This is a genomic window from Novosphingobium sp. AAP93 (genome assembly GCF_001296055.1).
In the GTDB taxonomy this organism is placed as follows: Bacteria; Pseudomonadota; Alphaproteobacteria; order Sphingomonadales; family Sphingomonadaceae; genus Novosphingobium.
Window position 1 is genome coordinate 100,522 of record NZ_LJHZ01000019.1, and the last position, 17,112, is coordinate 117,633.

11 protein-coding genes are annotated in these 17,112 nt (G+C 64.4%); 5 read left to right on the plus strand and 6 right to left on the minus strand.

Translation table 11 applies throughout. The annotated features are described in order from the left end of the window. The first annotated feature begins 4 nt into the window (after positions 1–4). Both IP83_RS04290 and IP83_RS04295 read left to right on the plus strand, forming a co-directional pair. Positions 5–1,078 (plus strand): alcohol dehydrogenase family protein, encoded by a 1,074-nt coding sequence (locus IP83_RS04290; protein WP_054120972.1) that lies wholly within the window; start codon positions 5–7, stop codon positions 1,076–1,078. 5 nt (positions 1,079–1,083) lie between these two features. After that, on the plus strand, positions 1,084–2,037 hold the full coding sequence (locus IP83_RS04295) for an NAD(P)-dependent oxidoreductase (protein ID WP_054120973.1): 954 nt from the start codon (positions 1,084–1,086) through the stop codon (positions 2,035–2,037). 139 nt (positions 2,038–2,176) lie between these two features. On the opposite strand, the gene IP83_RS04300 is transcribed toward IP83_RS04295, so the two are convergent. The 6 genes from IP83_RS04300 to IP83_RS04325 all read right to left on the minus strand — a co-directional run bounded on the left by IP83_RS04300 (position 2,177) and on the right by IP83_RS04325 (position 12,629). Next, positions 2,177–3,796, minus strand: coding sequence for a GMC family oxidoreductase (locus tag IP83_RS04300; protein WP_054120974.1), 1,620 nt, complete (start codon positions 3,794–3,796; stop codon positions 2,177–2,179). Next, a complete protein-coding gene (locus IP83_RS04305; RefSeq protein WP_054120975.1) occupies positions 3,796–4,983 on the minus strand; it encodes a mandelate racemase/muconate lactonizing enzyme family protein in 1,188 nt (395 codons plus the stop codon). Before IP83_RS04305 ends, IP83_RS04300 begins: the two co-directional genes overlap by 1 nt. Further along, on the minus strand, positions 4,980–6,422 hold the full coding sequence (locus IP83_RS04310) for an aldehyde dehydrogenase family protein (RefSeq protein WP_054120976.1): 1,443 nt from the start codon (positions 6,420–6,422) through the stop codon (positions 4,980–4,982). Before IP83_RS04310 ends, IP83_RS04305 begins: the two co-directional genes overlap by 4 nt. Further along, positions 6,415–7,725: an MFS transporter gene (locus IP83_RS04315; protein WP_054120977.1), complete on the minus strand. Its 1,311-nt coding sequence runs from the start codon at positions 7,723–7,725 to the stop codon at positions 6,415–6,417. The genes IP83_RS04310 and IP83_RS04315 overlap by 8 nt, the downstream gene beginning before the upstream one ends. A gap of 29 nt (positions 7,726–7,754) precedes the next feature. Next, positions 7,755–9,800 (minus strand): sulfotransferase, encoded by a 2,046-nt coding sequence (locus IP83_RS04320; RefSeq protein WP_369816992.1) that lies wholly within the window; start codon positions 9,798–9,800, stop codon positions 7,755–7,757. A gap of 144 nt (positions 9,801–9,944) precedes the next feature. Then, positions 9,945–12,629: a TonB-dependent receptor gene (locus IP83_RS04325; RefSeq protein ID WP_082364474.1), complete on the minus strand. Its 2,685-nt coding sequence runs from the start codon at positions 12,627–12,629 to the stop codon at positions 9,945–9,947. A gap of 551 nt (positions 12,630–13,180) precedes the next feature. On the opposite strand from IP83_RS04325, the gene IP83_RS04330 reads away from it, so the two are divergent. From IP83_RS04330 to IP83_RS04340, 3 genes are read left to right on the plus strand one after another with little or no spacing between them, the layout of a single operon-like run. Then, on the plus strand, positions 13,181–14,392 hold the full coding sequence (locus IP83_RS04330) for an aromatic ring-hydroxylating dioxygenase subunit alpha (protein WP_054120979.1): 1,212 nt from the start codon (positions 13,181–13,183) through the stop codon (positions 14,390–14,392). Then, a complete protein-coding gene (locus IP83_RS04335; protein ID WP_082364475.1) occupies positions 14,382–15,647 on the plus strand; it encodes a cystathionine gamma-synthase family protein in 1,266 nt (421 codons plus the stop codon). The genes IP83_RS04330 and IP83_RS04335 overlap by 11 nt, the downstream gene beginning before the upstream one ends. A gap of 3 nt (positions 15,648–15,650) precedes the next feature. After that, a complete protein-coding gene (locus IP83_RS04340) occupies positions 15,651–17,111 on the plus strand; it encodes an NAD(P)/FAD-dependent oxidoreductase (RefSeq protein WP_054120981.1) in 1,461 nt (486 codons plus the stop codon). The last annotated feature ends 1 nt before the right edge of the window (position 17,112 follow it).

The window sequence follows — 17,112 nt, forward strand, 5'->3', positions numbered from 1 at the left end:
GCTAATGGAAGGTGTTCCCGCCACCATGGAAGCCGTGCTGCTAACCGGCAATGGCGGGTTCGAATGCCTGTCGTATCGCACCGACGTGCCGGTGCCGCAGCCCGGCCCCGGAGAAGTGCTGATCCGTGTCGGCGCCTGCGGGGTGAACAACACTGATATCAACACACGCACCGCGTGGTATTCCAAGTCGGTCACCGTGGCGACCGAGGCGGGCGGGGGCGATGGCTTTGCAGAGGCCAGGACAGAGGACTCCGGCTGGACCGGCGCGCTGCCACAGTTCCCGCGCATCCAAGGCGCCGATGCTGTCGGCCGGATCGTGGCCGTGGGGGAGGGGATAGACCCCGCCCGCGTTGGTCAGCGTGTGCTGGTGGAACCTGTGTTCCGCGGGGCCAGCCGCTTTGAAGCCACCTATTTCGGTTCGGAAGTCGACGGGGCCTTCGCGCAATTCGCAAAGATGCCATCGGTGCATGCGCATTGCATCGATACGGGGCTGACCGATACCGAGTTGGCCTCGTTCCCCTGCGCCTATTCGGCTGCCGAGAACATGCTGACGCGCACAGCGCTTGCCGCTGGCGAGCGCGTCCTCATCACCGGCGCATCGGGCGGCGTCGGCTCGGCAGCGATACAACTGGCAAAGCGGCGCGGAGCCGAGATCACCGCGCTTGCGAGCGCCGACAAGGCAGATGGCGTCCGCGCACTCGGCGCATCCCAAGTCCTGCCCCGCGATGCCAGTTTCGCTTCCGAAAGCTTCGATGTGGTGATCGACGTAGCCGGCGGCGCGGGTTTCCCTGGCCTGCTGGTCGCGCTCAAGCGCGGCGGGCGCTATGGCGTGGCGGGCGCGATTTCCGGCCCGATCGCCGAACTCGATCTGCGCACGCTCTACCTCAAGGACCTGACTCTCTACGGCTGCACGATCCTTGAACCGCAGGTCTTCCCCAATCTTGTCGGCTACATCGAACGCGGCGAAATCCGCCCGATCGTCGCCGCCACCTTCCCGCTTTCCGAAATCGTCGCGGCGCAGCGCGCCTTTCTTGAAAAGAAGCACGTCGGCAAGATCGTGCTGATCCCCGGAGAATAACGCACATGAAGATCGGTTTCATCGGCCTCGGCAATGTCGGCGGCAAGCTCGCGGGCAGCCTCATCCGCAACGGCCACGACGTCACCGTGCGCGACCTCAATCCCGAACTCGTCGCCGAATATGTCGCGCGCGGCGCCAAGGAAGCGGCGAGCCCGCGCGAACTGGGCGAAGCGGTCGATGTCATCATCACCTGCCTGCCATCGCCCGCCGCCAGCGCCGCCGTGGCCGAAGGTGAGGACGGTTTCCTCGCTGTCATGCGCCCGGGGCAGGTCTGGATGGAAATGAGCACCACCGATTATGCCGAAGTGCTCCGCCTCGGCCCGCTGGTCGAAGCCAGGGGCGGCCTGTTCATGGAATGCCCCGTCTCGGGCGGCTGCCACCGTGCCGATACCGGCAACATCTCGATCTTCGCCGCCGGCCCGCGCGAGGGCTTCGAGCGCGTACTGCCTGTGCTCAAGACGCTCGGCCGCCGTGTACTCCACACCGGCGACTGGGGCACCGCCTCGCAGCTCAAGGTGATGACCAACTTCCTGTGCACCGCGCACCTCGTCGCGCTCGCCGAGGCGCTGACGGTGTGCAAGGCCGTCGGTCTCGATATGAACACGACTTACGAGGCGATCCGCATCTCTTCGGGCAACAGCTTCGTCCACGAGACCGAGAGCCAAGTCATCCTCAACGGCAGCCGCGACATCAACTTCACGATGGACCTCGTCTCCAAGGATGTCGGCCTGTTCGACAAGATCGCGCAGGAGACCGGCGTTCCGGTCGAGATGTCGCCGCTGATCGTGCGCCTGTTCAAGGAAGGCGAAGCCGCCTTCGGCCCGCGCGAACATTCGCCCAACATCATCCGCCGCTATGAGGAGCCGCTGGGCATCAAGGTGCTTGGCACCGGCTTCCCCGAGCAGATGGTCGACGATGAACCCGAAGAGCAGGGCTACGAAGTGGTGGTGCGCCGGTAAGGCCCGGCTTGTATTGATCTTTCCCCGTCACCCCGTGCTTGACACGGGGTTGGGCTGTTCCTCCGGCGCGGCGCCCGAAGAAGAAAGCCAAGGCCCGTGTCAAGCAAGGGCCAACGATCTCACGGGGTAACGGCTGACCTCACGGCCGCGCATCCTCGAGGATCATCGCCGCGCCCTTTTCCGCCACCATCACCGTCGGCGCATTGGTATTGCCGCTGGTGATATTGGGGAAGATCGAGGCATCGATCACGCGCAGGCCTTGAATGCCGTGCACGCGCAGCTGCGCATCCACCACCGAGGTCGCCGCATCGGGCCCCATCGCGCAGGTGCCGGTCGGGTGATAGACCGTATCCGCCCGCGCGCGGAAATCGGCGAGCTGGTCTTCCTCGGTGCGCACCTCGGGGCCGGGGATCAGTTCCTCGGTGATCATGTCCGCCAGCGGACGGCTCTGCGCGATCCGGCGCAGCAGGCGGTTTCCGGCCAGCACTTCGGCGATGTCGTTCTCGGTCGAGAGGTAGTTCGGCTGGATCAGCGGATGCTCCAGCGGATCGGCTGAGCGTAGTTCCAGATGCCCCCGGCTCGTCGGGCGACAGGGATTGAATGAAAGCAGGAACGCCGAAAACGGGTCAGGATTGAGCAGCTTGCGCGCGGCCAAGGGCGTCTTGGTATAGCTGACCGGGCTGAAATAGAGCTGCAGATCGACGTTCGGCGCGTCCGGCCCGCTGCGCACAAAGCCGCCGCTCTGGTTCACGCTGAGCGAAAGCGGCCCGCGCCGGTCGAACGCGAACCGCAGCGCGGCCTGTGCCTTGCCGAGCAGCGGATGCAGCTCATCGTTGAGCGTGGCCGTGCGAACCTTGTAGAAGTACGAGACCGCCAGATGGTCCTGCAGGTTCTTGCCCACGGCAGGCAGGTGCTGCTGCACGGAAATGCCATGCCGCGCCAATGCTGCACCATCGCCGATGCCCGAAAGCATGAGCAGCTGCGGTGAATTGATCGCGCCGCCGGAGAGGATCACTTCGCGCCGTGCCCGCACCTGGTGCAGCTTGCCGCCACGCCGGTATTCGATGCCGACCGCGCGATTGCCTTCGAACAGCACACGCGTCGCATGCGATTTGGTCTGCAGCTTCAGGTTCTTGCGCTTTAGGGCGGGGTGCAGGAACGCATTGGCAGTCGAAGCGCGCCACCCTCCGCGCGTGTTGATCTGGTAAAAGCCGACCCCTTCCGGGTTGCTCCCGTTGAAATCGCTCGTCACCGGGAAACCGAGGCCTTCCGCCGTTTCGATGAAGCTGTGGCACACCGGGTGGACGTGCGGGGTTATCTCGGTCACGTGCTGCGGCCCGCCGCGCCCGTGGTGTGCACTGAAGCGGTCGAAGTCCTCGGACTTGGTGAAGTAGGGCAGCACGTCGCTCCAGCTCCAGCCCGGATTGCCCGCCGCCTGCCAATCGTCGAAGTCGCGCGGCTGCCCGCGCACATAGACCATCGCGTTGATCGAGCCCGAGCCGCCGATGACCTTGCCGCGCGGCCAATAGCTGCTGCGTCCGCCGAGGCCCTCGACGGGTTCCGTATCATACATCCAGTTGATCCGGCGGTCGAAGAAGGTGCGGCCATAACCGATCGGCATCTGGATCCAGATCGAAAGGTCGCTGCCGCCTGCTTCGAGCAGCAGCACGGTCGACCTGCCGTCCTCTGTAAGGCGATTTGCCAGCACGCACCCTGCGGTGCCAGCACCCACCACGATATAATCAAACATTTCAGTCATCAGAATACCGGGTGCTGTGTCATCTCGAGGTGCAGCATATCCCCGGTATAGGGATGGTTTCGCGCCACTTCTTCGTTGAGCTCGACACCGAGGCCCGGTTCCGCCGGCGGGATGACATGGCCCTCCTCGAAGCGGATCGGCTTCTTCAGGATCGCGGTATGGAAGCCGCCCCAATCCTCGATGCTTTCTAGGATGAGGAAGTTGGGCGTTGCCGTCGCCAGCTGGATGTTCGCTGCGCCCACCACCGGTCCGCAATAGAGATGCGGCGCGATCTGCGCGTGGCGCACTTCGGCCATGCCGGCGATCTTCTTGGCTTCCAGCAGCCCGCCGACGCGCCCGAGGTTCATCTGCAGGATCGCCGCGCCTCCGGCATCGAGCAGCCGCGCAAAGTCGTACTTGGTGGAGAGCCGCTCGCCCGTCGCGATGGGGATCGAGGTCGCCCGCGCAACCTTGGCCATTTCCTCCGGCGCATCGGGGGGGACGGGTTCTTCAAGCCAGAGCGGATCGGCCGCCTCAAGCCGCTTTGCCAGGCGAATGGCCCCTGCTGCCGTCATCTGGCCGTGGGTGCCGAACAGGAGGTCCGCCTTGCTGCCGACAGCCTCGCGCAGGGTCTTCGCGAACCGCTCCGACAGATCAAGCGCTTCCAGCGACAGCTGGCGCCCGTCGAATGCCGAATAGGGGCCCGCCGGATCGAACTTCAGCGCGGTGAAGCCCATGGCGAGGTATTCGGCGGACCGCTCCGCCGCGAGATCGGGATCGTGGTAGACGTCGGTCTGGTCGCCCGGGCGCGGATAGATATAGGTGTAGGCCCGCAGGCGGTCATGCACTCGCCCGCCAAGCAGCTTGTACACCGGCTGGCCCGCCGCCTTGCCGACGATGTCCCAGCACGCCATTTCGAGCGCGCTCAGCACGCCCATCAGCGAGAGGTCGGAATGCTGGGTGAACCCGCTCGAATAGACCCGCCGCCACAGGTTCTCGATATCGTGCGGATCGCGCCCCGCTGCATAGCGCGCGAAGACATCCTCGATCATCTTCGCCACAAGGTGCGGCGAGAACGGGACGCAATAGGCCTCCCCGATCCCGCTGATCCCGCAGGCCGTCGTCAGCTTGACGAACACGAAATAGCGCCCGCCGAAATGCGGCGGCGGGTTGCCGACGACAAACGTCTCGATATCGGCGAGCTTCATGCCGCCTCGAAGCCGTTGATCACCTTGATCTCGAGGTAGTCGTGGAGGCCGAACTCGCCCCACTCCCGCCCGTTGCCGGACTGCTTATAGCCACCGAACGGCGAGCAGTAATCCTGTCCCGCACCGTTCACGTAGACACTGCCCGCACGGATCTGCCGCGCCACACGCCGCGCCCGGGTCATGTCGCCGCTCTGGACGTAGCCGGCGAGGCCATAGGGCGTATCGTTGGCGATCCTGACCGCCTCCGCTTCGTCCTTGAACGGGATCATCACGAGCACCGGCCCGAAGATTTCCTCGCGCGCGATGGTCATCTCGTTGTTTACGCCGGCGAACACGGTCGGCTTCACATAGTAGCCCCGGTCAAACCCGTCGGCGCGGCCCGGGCCGCCGGTTACGAGCGTAGCTCCTTCGGCAATGCCCGCCTCGATCAGGCGCTGGATCTTGTCGTAATGCACTTTGCTGACAACGGGGCCGATATGCGGGCCCTTTTCCATCGGATCGCCCAGCGTGACACCTTCCGCGGCCTTCTTGGCAATGGCGACGGCCTCGTCGTAGACAGACTCTTCAACCAGCATGCGCGTCGGCGCGTTGCAGGACTGGCCCGAGTTGCCAAAGCAGTGGCGCACCCCGCGCGTGACGGCGGCTTCAAGGCCGCTATCCGCAAAAACCACGTTGGCCGACTTGCCGCCCAGTTCCTGGCTGACGCGCTTGACCGTCTCGGCAGCCGATTTCGCCACCTGGATGCCCGCGCGGGTCGAGCCGGTGAACGAGACCATGTCGGCTTCGGGATGGCTGGTCAGGTGGTCGCCGATGCCGGGGCCTGTGCCATGGACCATGTTGAACACGCCCGCCGGGAAGCCGGCTTCGTGGATGAATTCAGCGAACAGCTGCGCAGAAAGCGGGGCGATCTCGCTCGGCTTCAGGACCATCGTGCAGCCCGCGACCAGCGCCGGGCTGATCTTGGCGGCGAGCTGGTTGATCGGCCAGTTCCACGGCGTGATCAGCGCGCAGACGCCGACCGCTTCGTGCACCAGACGGCCGCGCCCGCCGAGCGGACGCTCCCACACCATCTCGCGCGCGGCCTTGACCGTTTCCTTGAGGTGACCGGGTCCGCATTCGGCCTGCGCGTTGTACGAGAGGTCGTAAGGCGCGCCCATTTCGGTGCTGATCGCGGTGACCATCTCGTCATAGCGCGCCTCGAATACGGCAATCAGCTTCTCGACAAGCGCAAGGCGCTCTTCGAGGCTCATCGAAGAGTAGCCGTCGAACGCCGCGCGGGCTGCCGCCATCGCCTTGTCGACATCGTCAGGCCCGCACAGCGCCACGCGCGCGCAGACTTCCTCGGTCGCCGGGTTGATCGCCTCGAAGACCGCGGTGGACGTGGCGGGGAGGACCCATTCGCCGTTGATGTAGGAGGGGAGGGGAGAAAGCTCAGACATGACCGATAGCCCGCTGCTGGTCCTCGACGATCGTGCGTGCGGCGAGGAAATAGTGGAGCGCCGCCCAGAACCCGGTCGGCGCGAGGATGAGGAGCGCCGAGCGCAGCGAATTGGCGTCAGGCCCCGCCGGACCCGCGAACCAGTCGCTCAGCATGCCGACGCCCTGCGGCGCGACGATGAGGTTGAAGACGTTGGCGATAAGAAGCGCGATCGCGCTGAACATCGCGCGCATCTTGGGCGGCGCGAGGTTCTGGCCAAGCGCGAAGGCGGGACCGATGTAGAAGTAGATGCCCGGAATGAACAACCACAGCGACACGGTCGCCAGCGTCAGGTTGTGCGTGTAGATCGCGATGATGCCCGGCACCGTCGCCACGGCGGTCACGCCGCCGAGCAGATACACGATCTTGCGCGGATCGGTGTAGGACGGGCGGGCCAGGATCCACGCCGTCAGCAGCGAGGCTCCGATGCCCATCACGAGGTGGATCGGACCGACGATCGCGCCGGCCTGGCCCACGTCGATTTGATAGGTGCGCTGGAGGAAGGTCGGGATGAACCACATCAGGCCCCAACCCCAGAGTGCGCCGACGCCGCTGCCCATCATCACGTGGACCGCCGATTTCTGCGTCATGCAGAAGCGAAGTGTTTCCATCAGGGTCGGATCATCGTCGCTCTTGATCACGTCGAGGCAGCCGCGCTTGGGTTCGCGGATCGTCGCCATGATAAGCAGGGCGAGCAGTAGTCCCGGCACGCCGAGCACGAGGAACGCCGCGCGCCAGCCATAGGCATTGGCAACCGCACCCGCCATGTCCGCGCCAATCCAAGCGCCGATCGGTGCGCCGAGGCAGAAGATCGTCAGCGCCATCGGGCGCCGCGCGGCGGGGAAGTAGTCGCAGATGATCGAGTTGCACGACGGCGTGCCGCCCGCCTCGCCGATGCCCACGCCCATGCGCGCCAGCAGCAGCTCGATATAGCCGCGCGAGAGGCCGCACAGCGTGGTCATCAGCGACCACAGCGTGATCGAGATGGCGAGCAGGTTGCGCCGGTTGTAGCGGTCCGCAATCCACGAAAGCGGAATGCCCATGCTGACGTAGAACAGCGCGAGTGACACACCGGTGAGGAAGGCAACCCCGCCATCGCTGAGGTGCAGGTCGAGCCGGATCTGCTCGAGCACGGTCGACATCACGTAACGGTCCGCGATGTTGATCGTGTAGGCCAGCATCATGATGAACAGCACGTACCAGCGCAGCGCTACCGAAGCATTCTCCTCGCCCGCCGGGGCTGCCGTTGCGCCTATCGCTGCCATTGGCCGTTCCTGTCCCTTTTCCTGATGTCTTATCGTGGTGCCAGCTCGGGCCCCAGCGCCTCGCGCAGGGGTTCGAGCCAAGGTTCGAACTTTTTCCACTGATCGAGCCCGTCACGGAAGATCGGCTGGCGAACCTGTTCCGAACTTGGCGTGCGCACGGAGCGCTTGGTCTTGTGGAATTCGATGCAGGCGTCCTCGAAGGGGAGCCCGCAGTAATCGAGAATGCGCCGCACGCTGCCTTCGAGATCGTCGACCACGTCCTCGTGCTGCACGCGCAGCACCCGGCCGGGGAGCACGGCGTCCCAGTGGTCCATCAGCTCGACATATGTCTTGTAGTAGCGCGCAATGTCCTCGATGCCGTAGGTGAATTCCTGCCCCTGCGCGAAGAGCTGCTTGAGATTGCTGAAGCAGCACGACATCGCATCGCGCCGCGCATCGATGATCTTGGCGTTGGGCAGGATCAGGTGGATCAGGCCGATGTGCCGGAAATTGTTCGGCATCTTGTCGATGAAGTAGGGCCGGCCGAGGATGCGGTTGGGCATCGTATCGGTGATATACTGCTGACCAAAGCGAAGGACGGCCTCACGGTCCAGATCCGCCATCGAGCCGGGATAGAGCGGCTTGTCGAAGTTGAGCTCGCGGCCCTGCAACTCGTGGACGATGCGCTGGATGTCGGGCAGTTCCTGCGTGCCTTCGACCATCGAGTGCGAAGCGAGGATCTGCTCGAGAAGGGTGGAACCCGAGCGCGGCAGGCCGAGCACGAAAATGGGTGAGGGGTCTTCGAGCCCCCAGCCTTCGCGCGCGGCGAAGAAGGCCGGCGTGCACACGCGCTTCTGCTCGCGCGTGTTGGTCTCGAACACTTCAGGGATATAGCCGTTGCTCGCGCGGTGCATCGCATTCCCGCGCGAATAGGCCTGCCATGAGGCCTCGTAGTCTCCTGCATCTTCCAGCGCCTTGCCGAGCGCGAAAGCGATGTGGATGCGATCGACTTCCGCAGTCTCCGGCGCGTCGAGCTGTTCCTGCATCACAGCGATGGATTCTGCGGAGAAGCGGTAGGTCTTCAGGTTGGCGAGGCTCCACCAGGCATCGCCGAAATCGGGCCGGTCTGCAGTCGCCGCCATATAGGCATCGATCGCCTCGGCGGTGCGTGCCTCGGTCTTGAGCGCATGGCCCAGCCACAGATTGAGATCGGCGCGGCGGACCCGTGCCTCCAGCGTATCGCCGGGAATCTCGCTGATCATGGCCCGGTATTCCGGGATCACGCTTTCGAAATCGCCCAGCCCGACGCGGATCGTTGCGGCCTGGATGCGGTGAGGGTGAGCGCGGGAATCGCGCTGTAGCAGCGGTTCAAGTGCCTCGCGGGCCTGGGGAAACTTGTGCCGGGCGATCAGCACCTGGACATATTCGTGCCGTGCCTCGTCATGGTCTGGCACCAGTGCGAGCACGCCCTCGTAAAGCGTCTCGGCATCGTCGAGCACGTTGCGCTGGTGGCCGATCTGGGCGAGCAGTCGCATCGCTTCGGGATGATTGCCTGCTTCCAGCAGGAAGCGGCGGATCAGCGCTTCGGCGACATCGACCTCACCGTCACCAAACAGGACCTTGGCCTGCACGATCGGCGGCGGCAGGCTGGCGAGATGGGCAAAATGACGCGCGGCAACCTCGGCGCTGCGCGTGTCGCCCGTCATCCGGTAGAGCCCGTCCAGCATGCGCCAGCCCATCGCCAGCGCTGCGTTGGCGGTGACGGCCGTGCGCAAGTTCAGGATTGCTGCCGGCGCATCGCGCCGGGCGACATGGCACAGCCCACGTTCGAGAAACATCTGGCTGAAATTGGGGTGATGCGCTCCAAGCCGGTCAAGCGCGGCGAGCGCGGTATCGATCTGCTGCATCATGCGCAGCGAATGCGCTTCGATCAGCAGCAGATCGCGATTTGCGGGGGCGGTGGGGAGGAGCCGCCGGACACCGTTGACCGCCGCCTGATAGTCGCCCTTGGCTTGCAGCGCGTGGAGTGCCCTCAGTTCTGCCTCCGGCGGAACCGCGGAAGGCGGGGCGGGACGGGTATTCTCGGAACGGGTCAAGTCAGCTTGCGTGGCCATCTACGCACTTTCAATGTCGGCCATCGCCGCGCGTGTCCATCAAACTCGCCCATAGCATTCGATGTCTTGCCAGAAAGCAAGGGGTGGCGCTTGCAAGCGCCACCCCCTCCAATCCGTTGCATCAGATCACATCTTGGCTGCGATCTTGATGCCGTAGGTCAGCGGACGAACGATCGTCGACGTCTTGATGTACTGCGACGAGTTGGTGAACGTCGAAGCGTGGCTGTTGAAGATGTTGTCGCCGAAGATCGTCAGCGTCCAGTTGTCCTTGGAGAAGCCGATCTGGGCGTCCGCAAGGGCATAGCCGGGCATCTTGTAGCGCAGCACGGTCGTGGCGGGAACGATGATGCCGCCGGGGCCGACACCGTTACCGTTACCCGGGACGTTGCCGTCAGGATATGTCGCGGGCTGGTTGTACTGCGTGCTGATGTAGTTCACGCCAGCACCGATGAACCAGTTCATTTCGTTCTTGCCGGCCCATTCATAGCGGGCGCGGATATTGCCCTGGAACTTGGGGCTGAACGGCGTGATGCTGCCGACGGTGCCGAACGGGCTCTGCACCGGCTTGACGACGCCGCCCGAGAACACCTCGGTGATGCACTTGCCGAAAGTAGAGGCCGCCGGATTGTTGGCGATAAAGCAGGGCGCGTTGGCCTGCTTGCTCTCGTTGTAGGTGGCCGAACCGTTGATGCTGAGGCCGTCCATCGGACGAGCCGCAATCTGTGCTTCAAGCCCCTTGATGTGGTAGGTCGGGCCATTGGTCGCAAACGCGGTGTTGCCGAAGCCGGCGGCCGGATTGAAGAAGCCGATCTGGATGTTCTTCCACTCCATGTAGTAGGCGGAGAGGTTGAACGTGACCTTGCGGTCGAACAGATCGGTCTTCAGGCCGAGTTCGTAGTTGGTCAGGTTATCAGGCGCGTACTCGGCCGGAACGAGCAGCTGCTTGGGGTGCGGTGCCACAGGATCCGACACGCGGGCGGAAGGACCGCGGTTGAATGCGCCCGGACGGAAGCCCTGGCTGAAGGTGAAGTACACCATCGTGCCCTGCTGCGGCTTCCAGGTAATCGTGCCCTTGCTGCGGAAACCGTGGTAGTTCTTCTTCAGGTTCAACGCATCGAGGTTTGAACCCGTTGCGCAAATCGGAGCCTGATAGCAGCTCGCGCTGAACGAAGAGTAGACCGAACCGACTTCGTAGTTGTCGTACGAGTAGTAACGGGTGCCGGCAGTCAGCGTCAGGTTCGGCAGGATGTCAAAATCGATCGAGCCGAATGCTGCGTATTGCTTGTAACCGCGGTTGATGTCCTCACCAAACGCCACACCCGCCGGGCGCGGACCCGGCACGTTAAGCGTCGCGCTGGGGTTGGGTGCCACGTGCGCAAGGCAAACGGTGCCCGCAGCCTTGATATCCGCCGCGCTCATGTTGAGATCGCAGTTCGGAATGGTCGTGTAGGCCCAGTCCATGTTGTCCTGGATCTTGAAGCTCTCGTAGTAGCCGCCGACGATCGCACGGATCCGCTTGTCGTCGGGCGACGAGATGCGAATTTCATGGCTCTCGTGCGTGTTGCGCACCTTGTCGTACCAGTAGCTGTTCGGCTCGTAGCAGTAAGGCGCCTTGCCGACGTTCCAGTAGTAGTTTGCACCGCCGGTGCACTGGTAGAAGATGCCGTAAGTCGCGCGGGCGTAGTTGGTGTAGTCACCCTGCTGCGAGATGTGACGCTTGAGGTAGGCGCCGGTGTAGATCAGCTTGAAATCGCCGATCTTGCCGTTGATCGTCCACGACGTGTTCCAGTAGTCGTCCTTGTTGTACTGGGGCGAGAACAGGGTCGAAGAAAGGCCAGTGAGCGGCTGATAGTCGTAGGTGTAGGTCTGGACCGCGAAGGTGCCCTTCGATTCCAACTTCTGGTACGACTGCGTGACGAGCAGGTCCCAATCCGGCGCAATCTGCCAGGCCAACGCGAGACGGCCACCGGTGTAGTCGACCGGGTTGAAGTTGTCTTCGACGAGCGCGGCATTGCTGTAGTTGCCACCGCGGCTCTGCTGATCCGGGGTGAGCTGGTTGCCGTTGCCGTTGTAGGCGAGGTAGTACGAACCAAGGTCGGAAGGACGGCGCGTGAAGGTCGACAGCTTGTTGTCGATGTAGCCGCCGCGGTGATCGATATAGGCAACCGCGCGGATCGCGAGCTTGTCCTCGACGATCGGCACGTTGATCATGGCGTTGAACGAGCCGTTGGTGGTGCCGCCGACGGTGCCGCCGAAGCTGCCTTCAAAGCGGCCCTCGAACTTGCTCAGCTTCGGCTTGTTGGTGATGTAGCGAACCACACCGGCCTGCGCGCCGCCGCCGAAGAGCGTGCCCTGCGGACCTTCGAGCACTTCGACGCGCTCCATGTCGGCGAGGTAGACGTCGGCGTTGCGCGCCGGGAACTGCATCGACTGGTCGTCGAGGTAGAGCGCGACGTTCGGGAAGCCACCGATCGTCGCCGAAGACTGCTGACCGGCAAAGCCCGCCGACAGGCCGCGCAGGAAGATCGCGCCCTGGCCCGGGCCGTTGTTCGAGAAGGTGACGTTCGGGGTGTAGCGGAGCAGGCCGTCAATATTGGTGACGTTGAGTTTGCTCAGCGTGTCGGTGCTGAACGCCTGCAGGGTGAACGGCACGTCCTGGATCGACTGGTCACGGCGCTGCGCCGTCACGATGATCACATCGGAGCTGGTGGAGTCGGCCTCGGCCTGCGGCGCGGACTGCGCCAGCGCCAGTTCGCCCGAGCCGAGCGCGACTGCAGCAGCAGCGCACGACAACATAAACCGTGATTTCATGTGTACCCCCATCTTTCTCATTTCCCGCCCGGCACCTGACCGGGGCCCTCAAAACCACGCCGACGGCGCGTGCATGTCGCGGGAAGGATCAGAGACATCCTGCAGGAAACTGTGTGAAGGGCACTTCACTTGGCCGCTTTCACTGGTTCTGCCTCATCCGGCCGAACCATTCCCGAGCAGGCAATTCCCTGATTTTACTCCCCGTTTTCAGCACGCTCATCGTCGCGTTTGGACAAGCCTAGGTCAAAGCAAGGCCTAAATCCACCCCAAGATTGCGGCGCTGCAACGTCGCGGGCGATTGTGGCTTTTTGGTCCTCCTTGCCGTGCATAGGTTTGCGCACGCGCACAACGCACTGATATTGCTGAAGTTTGCTCGAAATTGGACGAAATCGCAACCATCCGCCGGTGCCGTATGGGCGTTCACGGCGCCCGCGGGCCATGCCTTTTTGTCAATTTTCCATGGCGGCATAAGGAAATCCGATTGGCTGCATTCGCCTGCTTGGTCCACCCGATGGTATATTCGTTCCTCGTCTCATCGGGACAACCCACACATGATCGACCTCAGCCGGATCGGCTCGCTTCTGGACCAGCGGCCGGCAGGCCACTGCCTCCCCCAGGCTCTCTATAACGATGCCGAAGTTTTCGACTTCGACATGACCGCCATCTACGGCACCAGCTGGCTCATGGCCGGCTACGAGTGCGAGCTGCCCAAGGCCGGCAGCTACATCTCGCAGATGGTCGGCAAGTGGCCGGTGCTCATCGTCAAGGGCCGCGATGGCGAAATCCGGGCCTTTCACAATACCTGCCGCCATCGCGGCTCGATCCTGTGCGCGGCCGGCAAGGGTGCGGCTCCAAAGATCGTTTGCCCCTACCACCGCTGGACCTACGAGCTCGACGGCTCGCTGCTGTCCGCCATGCGCATGGAAGCCGATTTCGACAAGGCGAGCCACAGCCTGCGCCCGATCCAGCTCGAACGCGTCGCCGGCTGCCTGTTTATCTGCTTCGATGACAATCCGCCGCCGTTCAACGAGTTCGCGCTTCGGCTCGAGGAGTACCTCGCGCCGCATGACCTCAAGAACGCCAAGCTCGCGTTCGAGAGCACGATCATCGAATACGCCAACTGGAAGCTGGTGATGGAGAACGGGCGCGAGTGCTATCACTGCGCAACCGGTCACCCGGAACTGGCCCGCACCTTCCCGGTCGGCATGTCCAAGCATTTCGAGATCGATGGCGACACGCAGGTCCAGACCTTCCACGAAACGATGGCCTCTCTCGGACTTGCTACCGACGCGATCGAAGGCGACTGGTGGCAGCTCGCGCGCTTCCAGCTCAATCCCCAGGTCGTCTCGCTCTCGATGGACGGCAAGCATCTCGTCAAGAAGCTGATGTGCGACCTCAATGGCGGCGATATCGGTTCGATGCGCCTTGCCGTCGATCCGCACTGCTTCACCCATTCGACCGCAGACCACACCTTCATGTTCAGCGCGATGCCCATCGGGCCGCACGAGACCGCGGTGACCGGCAAGTGGCTCGTCCACAAGGATGCGGTCGAGGGCGTCGACTACTCTGTCGAGGAACTCGCGGACCTGTGGACGCGCACCAACCTGCAGGACAAGGAACTGGCGGAAAACAACCAGCTCGGCGTGAACAGCCCCGGCTACGTCCCCGGTCCCTATTCGCAGGAGGCCGAGATGCTCGCGCTGCGCTTTACCGACTGGTACTGCGACACCGCCCGCAAGTATGTCGAGACGCATGGCCGCTGATTCTCTCAAGGGGTTACGCCCCGAAACCCTCGCCGTCGCCTTCGGTTATGATCCCGCCGAGGCGCTCGGCGCGGTCAAGCCGCCGGTCTACCTGACCTCGACCTTCATCTACCCCAGCGCCCAGCACGCCAAGGACGTCCACGAGGCGTTCTTCGACGGCACCGGGCCGCTGGCGGGGAAGAAGGGTGAGGGACACATCTATTCGCGCCTTGGCCATCCGGGGCTCGACATTCTGGAATCGCGCCTCGCCGCGATTGACGGGGCGGAGGCGGCTGCCGCGTTCTCGTCGGGGATGGCAGCGCATTCCTCGATCGCGCTCACGTTCGTGAAGCCGGGTGATAGCGTTCTCCATGGCCGCCCGATCTATGGCGGCGTGGACATGCTTTATGGCTCGGTGATGCCGGGCTTTGGCACCCACGTCGAAACCTATACCGACGGCTGCGATCCGGATGCCGTGCGCGCTGCTGCCCGGGCTGCGCTGGCCAAGGGGCCGCTGGCGCTGATTGTCGCTGAAACCCCGGCCAATCCGACTGCTGCCATGGTCGATCTCGATCTCATGGTCGCGGTTGCCGACGAGATCGGCCGCGAGACCGGGCGGCGGCCGCTGGTCGTGGTGGACAACACCTTGCTCGGTCCCTTCGCGCAGCGTCCGATCGAGCATGGTGTCGACCTGTGCATGACCTCGCTTACCAAGTACTGCGCCGGGCACAGCGACCTGCTGGCGGGCGGGGTCAGCGGCAGGCTGGAGCTGATCCACCAGCTGCGCACCTTGCGCACCACCTGGGGCAACCATCTCGATCCGTTCACGGCATGGCTCGTCGTGCGCAGCCTCGAATCCGCCGCCGTGCGGATCGAGCGGGCCATGAGCAATGCGCGGCAGGTGGCGGAGTTCCTGCGCGATCATCCCAAGGTCGCGGGCGTCACCTATCTCGGCTTCCTGCCCGAGGGCAGCCCGGCGCGCGCGGTCTATGATCGCCAGTGCAAGGGCGCGGGCTCGACGTTCTCGTTCCACCTCCATGGCGGCGAGGCGGAATCGTTCCGCATGCTCGATGCCCTGAAGCTGCTCAAGCTCGCGGTCAGTCTCGGCGGATCGGAAACGCTGATCTGCCATTCGGCGACGACCACCCATTATGCCGTCCCGCGCGAGGGGCGCCTTGCCGGCGGCATCACCGACGGCACGATGCGCCTGTCCGTCGGGCTCGAACACGCCGATGATATCATCGCCGACCTTTCCCAGGCACTAGAGGCTGTCTGACACATGCACATCAACAACGGCACCGATCCCCACGCGATCGGCACGAAACTCCCTGCGCCCGAAGCGCACTATCACATGGTCGTCGTCGGCGCGGGGCCTGCGGGCCTTGCTGCCGCGCTCGCCGGGGCAGGGGAGGGCAAGTCCGTCCTCCTCGTCGACGAGAACCCGATCCCGGGCGCTGCCATGGGCAACGACGTACCGCTGCTGTTCGGCGGCCGCATGACCACTGCCACGCAGAACGCCGAGCGCATGCTCGAGACCGTGTTCATGAGCGAGCCGCAGCTTGAGGCCGCGATGGAAGCGGGTGTCGAAGTGCTCCTCGGCACCAGCGCCTGGGGCGTCTATCGCAATGGCCCCGGCATGACAGGACTTCCGGAAAGCGTCGTCGCGCTGGCGGACAAGGATCGCGGCTGGATCGTCGGCTACGGCGAACTCGTCCTTGCCACTGGCGCACGTGATCTGGCCATCGGCTTTCCGGGCTGGAACCAGCCGGGCGTGATGGGCGCCGCCGCGCTCGAACGCCTGCTCGCGCATTACGAGGCCTTCGCGGGCAAGCGCATCCTGATCGTCGGCAGCCATGACCTTGCGCTCGAAACTGCGCTGCTGGCACGTGAAAAGGGCGTTGATGTCGCTGGTGTCGTCGAGGTCCGCTCCGCGCCGCAAGGACAGGAAGCGCTCGCCGAAGCCGTCCGCGCTGCGCAAATCCCGTTCTATCTCGAAGATGCGCCAGCTGAGGCCATCGGCGGCATTGACGGTGTCGAAAAGGTCCGCCTGCGCTCGGGCGCCGAAATTGCGGTCGACACGATTGTTCTCGCCATCGGCCTCGTCCCCTCGATTGAACTGATCGACGCCATGGGCGGCAAGCGCGTGCTCGATGGCGCGCGCGGCGGCTTTATCCCGGGCGACAACGATGGCGTGACCTGCGTCGGCGATTGCGCTGGCCTTGCCGATACCGGTTTCGACCATGTCGCTTATCGCATGGAATGGGCGCGCGAACTCGGCAAGCTCTCCAAGCCCGACACCATCGTCTGCCAGTGCGAGGAAGTGACCCGCGCCGACCTGCTCGGCGTGCAGCCCCCGCGCTACCTAGAGCGCCCCGCGCCGATGCAGGCCCGTTCGCTCGATACGCTGATCAAGGACGGCCCGCCGAACCCCGATCAGATCAAGCGCCTGACCCGCGCCGGGATGGGCGTGTGCCAGGGCCGCCGCTGCCGGGATCAGGTGGCGATGATGCTGGCCATGGCGGCGGATGGCCCGTTCGGCTCGGTCCCGCTTGCCACGCACCGCGCACCGGTTCGCCCGCTCCCCTTGCGCATTCTGGCCGACTGGGAGGAAAGCGAAGAGATGCGCGCCGGGTGGGACGTCTGGTTCGGCATACCGACCCAGTGGGTGCCCTACCGCGATATCGACACGCCGCGCGAACGCGAGCACCAGACTGCCATTGCCGAAGGGTGGAGCCTGTAAC

Coding starts and splice junctions, on each gene's coding strand:
- IP83_RS04325 (WP_082364474.1), bottom strand. CDS start 12,629: ATGAAATCACGGTTTATGTTGTCGTGCGCTGCTGCTGCAGTCGCGCTC.
- IP83_RS04290 (WP_054120972.1), top strand. CDS start 5: ATGGAAGGTGTTCCCGCCACCATGGAAGCCGTGCTGCTAACCGGCAAT.
- IP83_RS04305 (WP_054120975.1), bottom strand. CDS start 4,983: ATGAAGCTCGCCGATATCGAGACGTTTGTCGTCGGCAACCCGCCGCCG.
- IP83_RS04335 (WP_082364475.1), top strand. CDS start 14,382: ATGGCCGCTGATTCTCTCAAGGGGTTACGCCCCGAAACCCTCGCCGTC.
- IP83_RS04295 (WP_054120973.1), top strand. CDS start 1,084: ATGAAGATCGGTTTCATCGGCCTCGGCAATGTCGGCGGCAAGCTCGCG.
- IP83_RS04340 (WP_054120981.1), top strand. CDS start 15,651: ATGCACATCAACAACGGCACCGATCCCCACGCGATCGGCACGAAACTC.
- IP83_RS04310 (WP_054120976.1), bottom strand. CDS start 6,422: ATGTCTGAGCTTTCTCCCCTCCCCTCCTACATCAACGGCGAATGGGTC.
- IP83_RS04330 (WP_054120979.1), top strand. CDS start 13,181: ATGATCGACCTCAGCCGGATCGGCTCGCTTCTGGACCAGCGGCCGGCA.
- IP83_RS04300 (WP_054120974.1), bottom strand. CDS start 3,796: ATGACTGAAATGTTTGATTATATCGTGGTGGGTGCTGGCACCGCAGGG.
- IP83_RS04315 (WP_054120977.1), bottom strand. CDS start 7,725: ATGGCAGCGATAGGCGCAACGGCAGCCCCGGCGGGCGAGGAGAATGCT.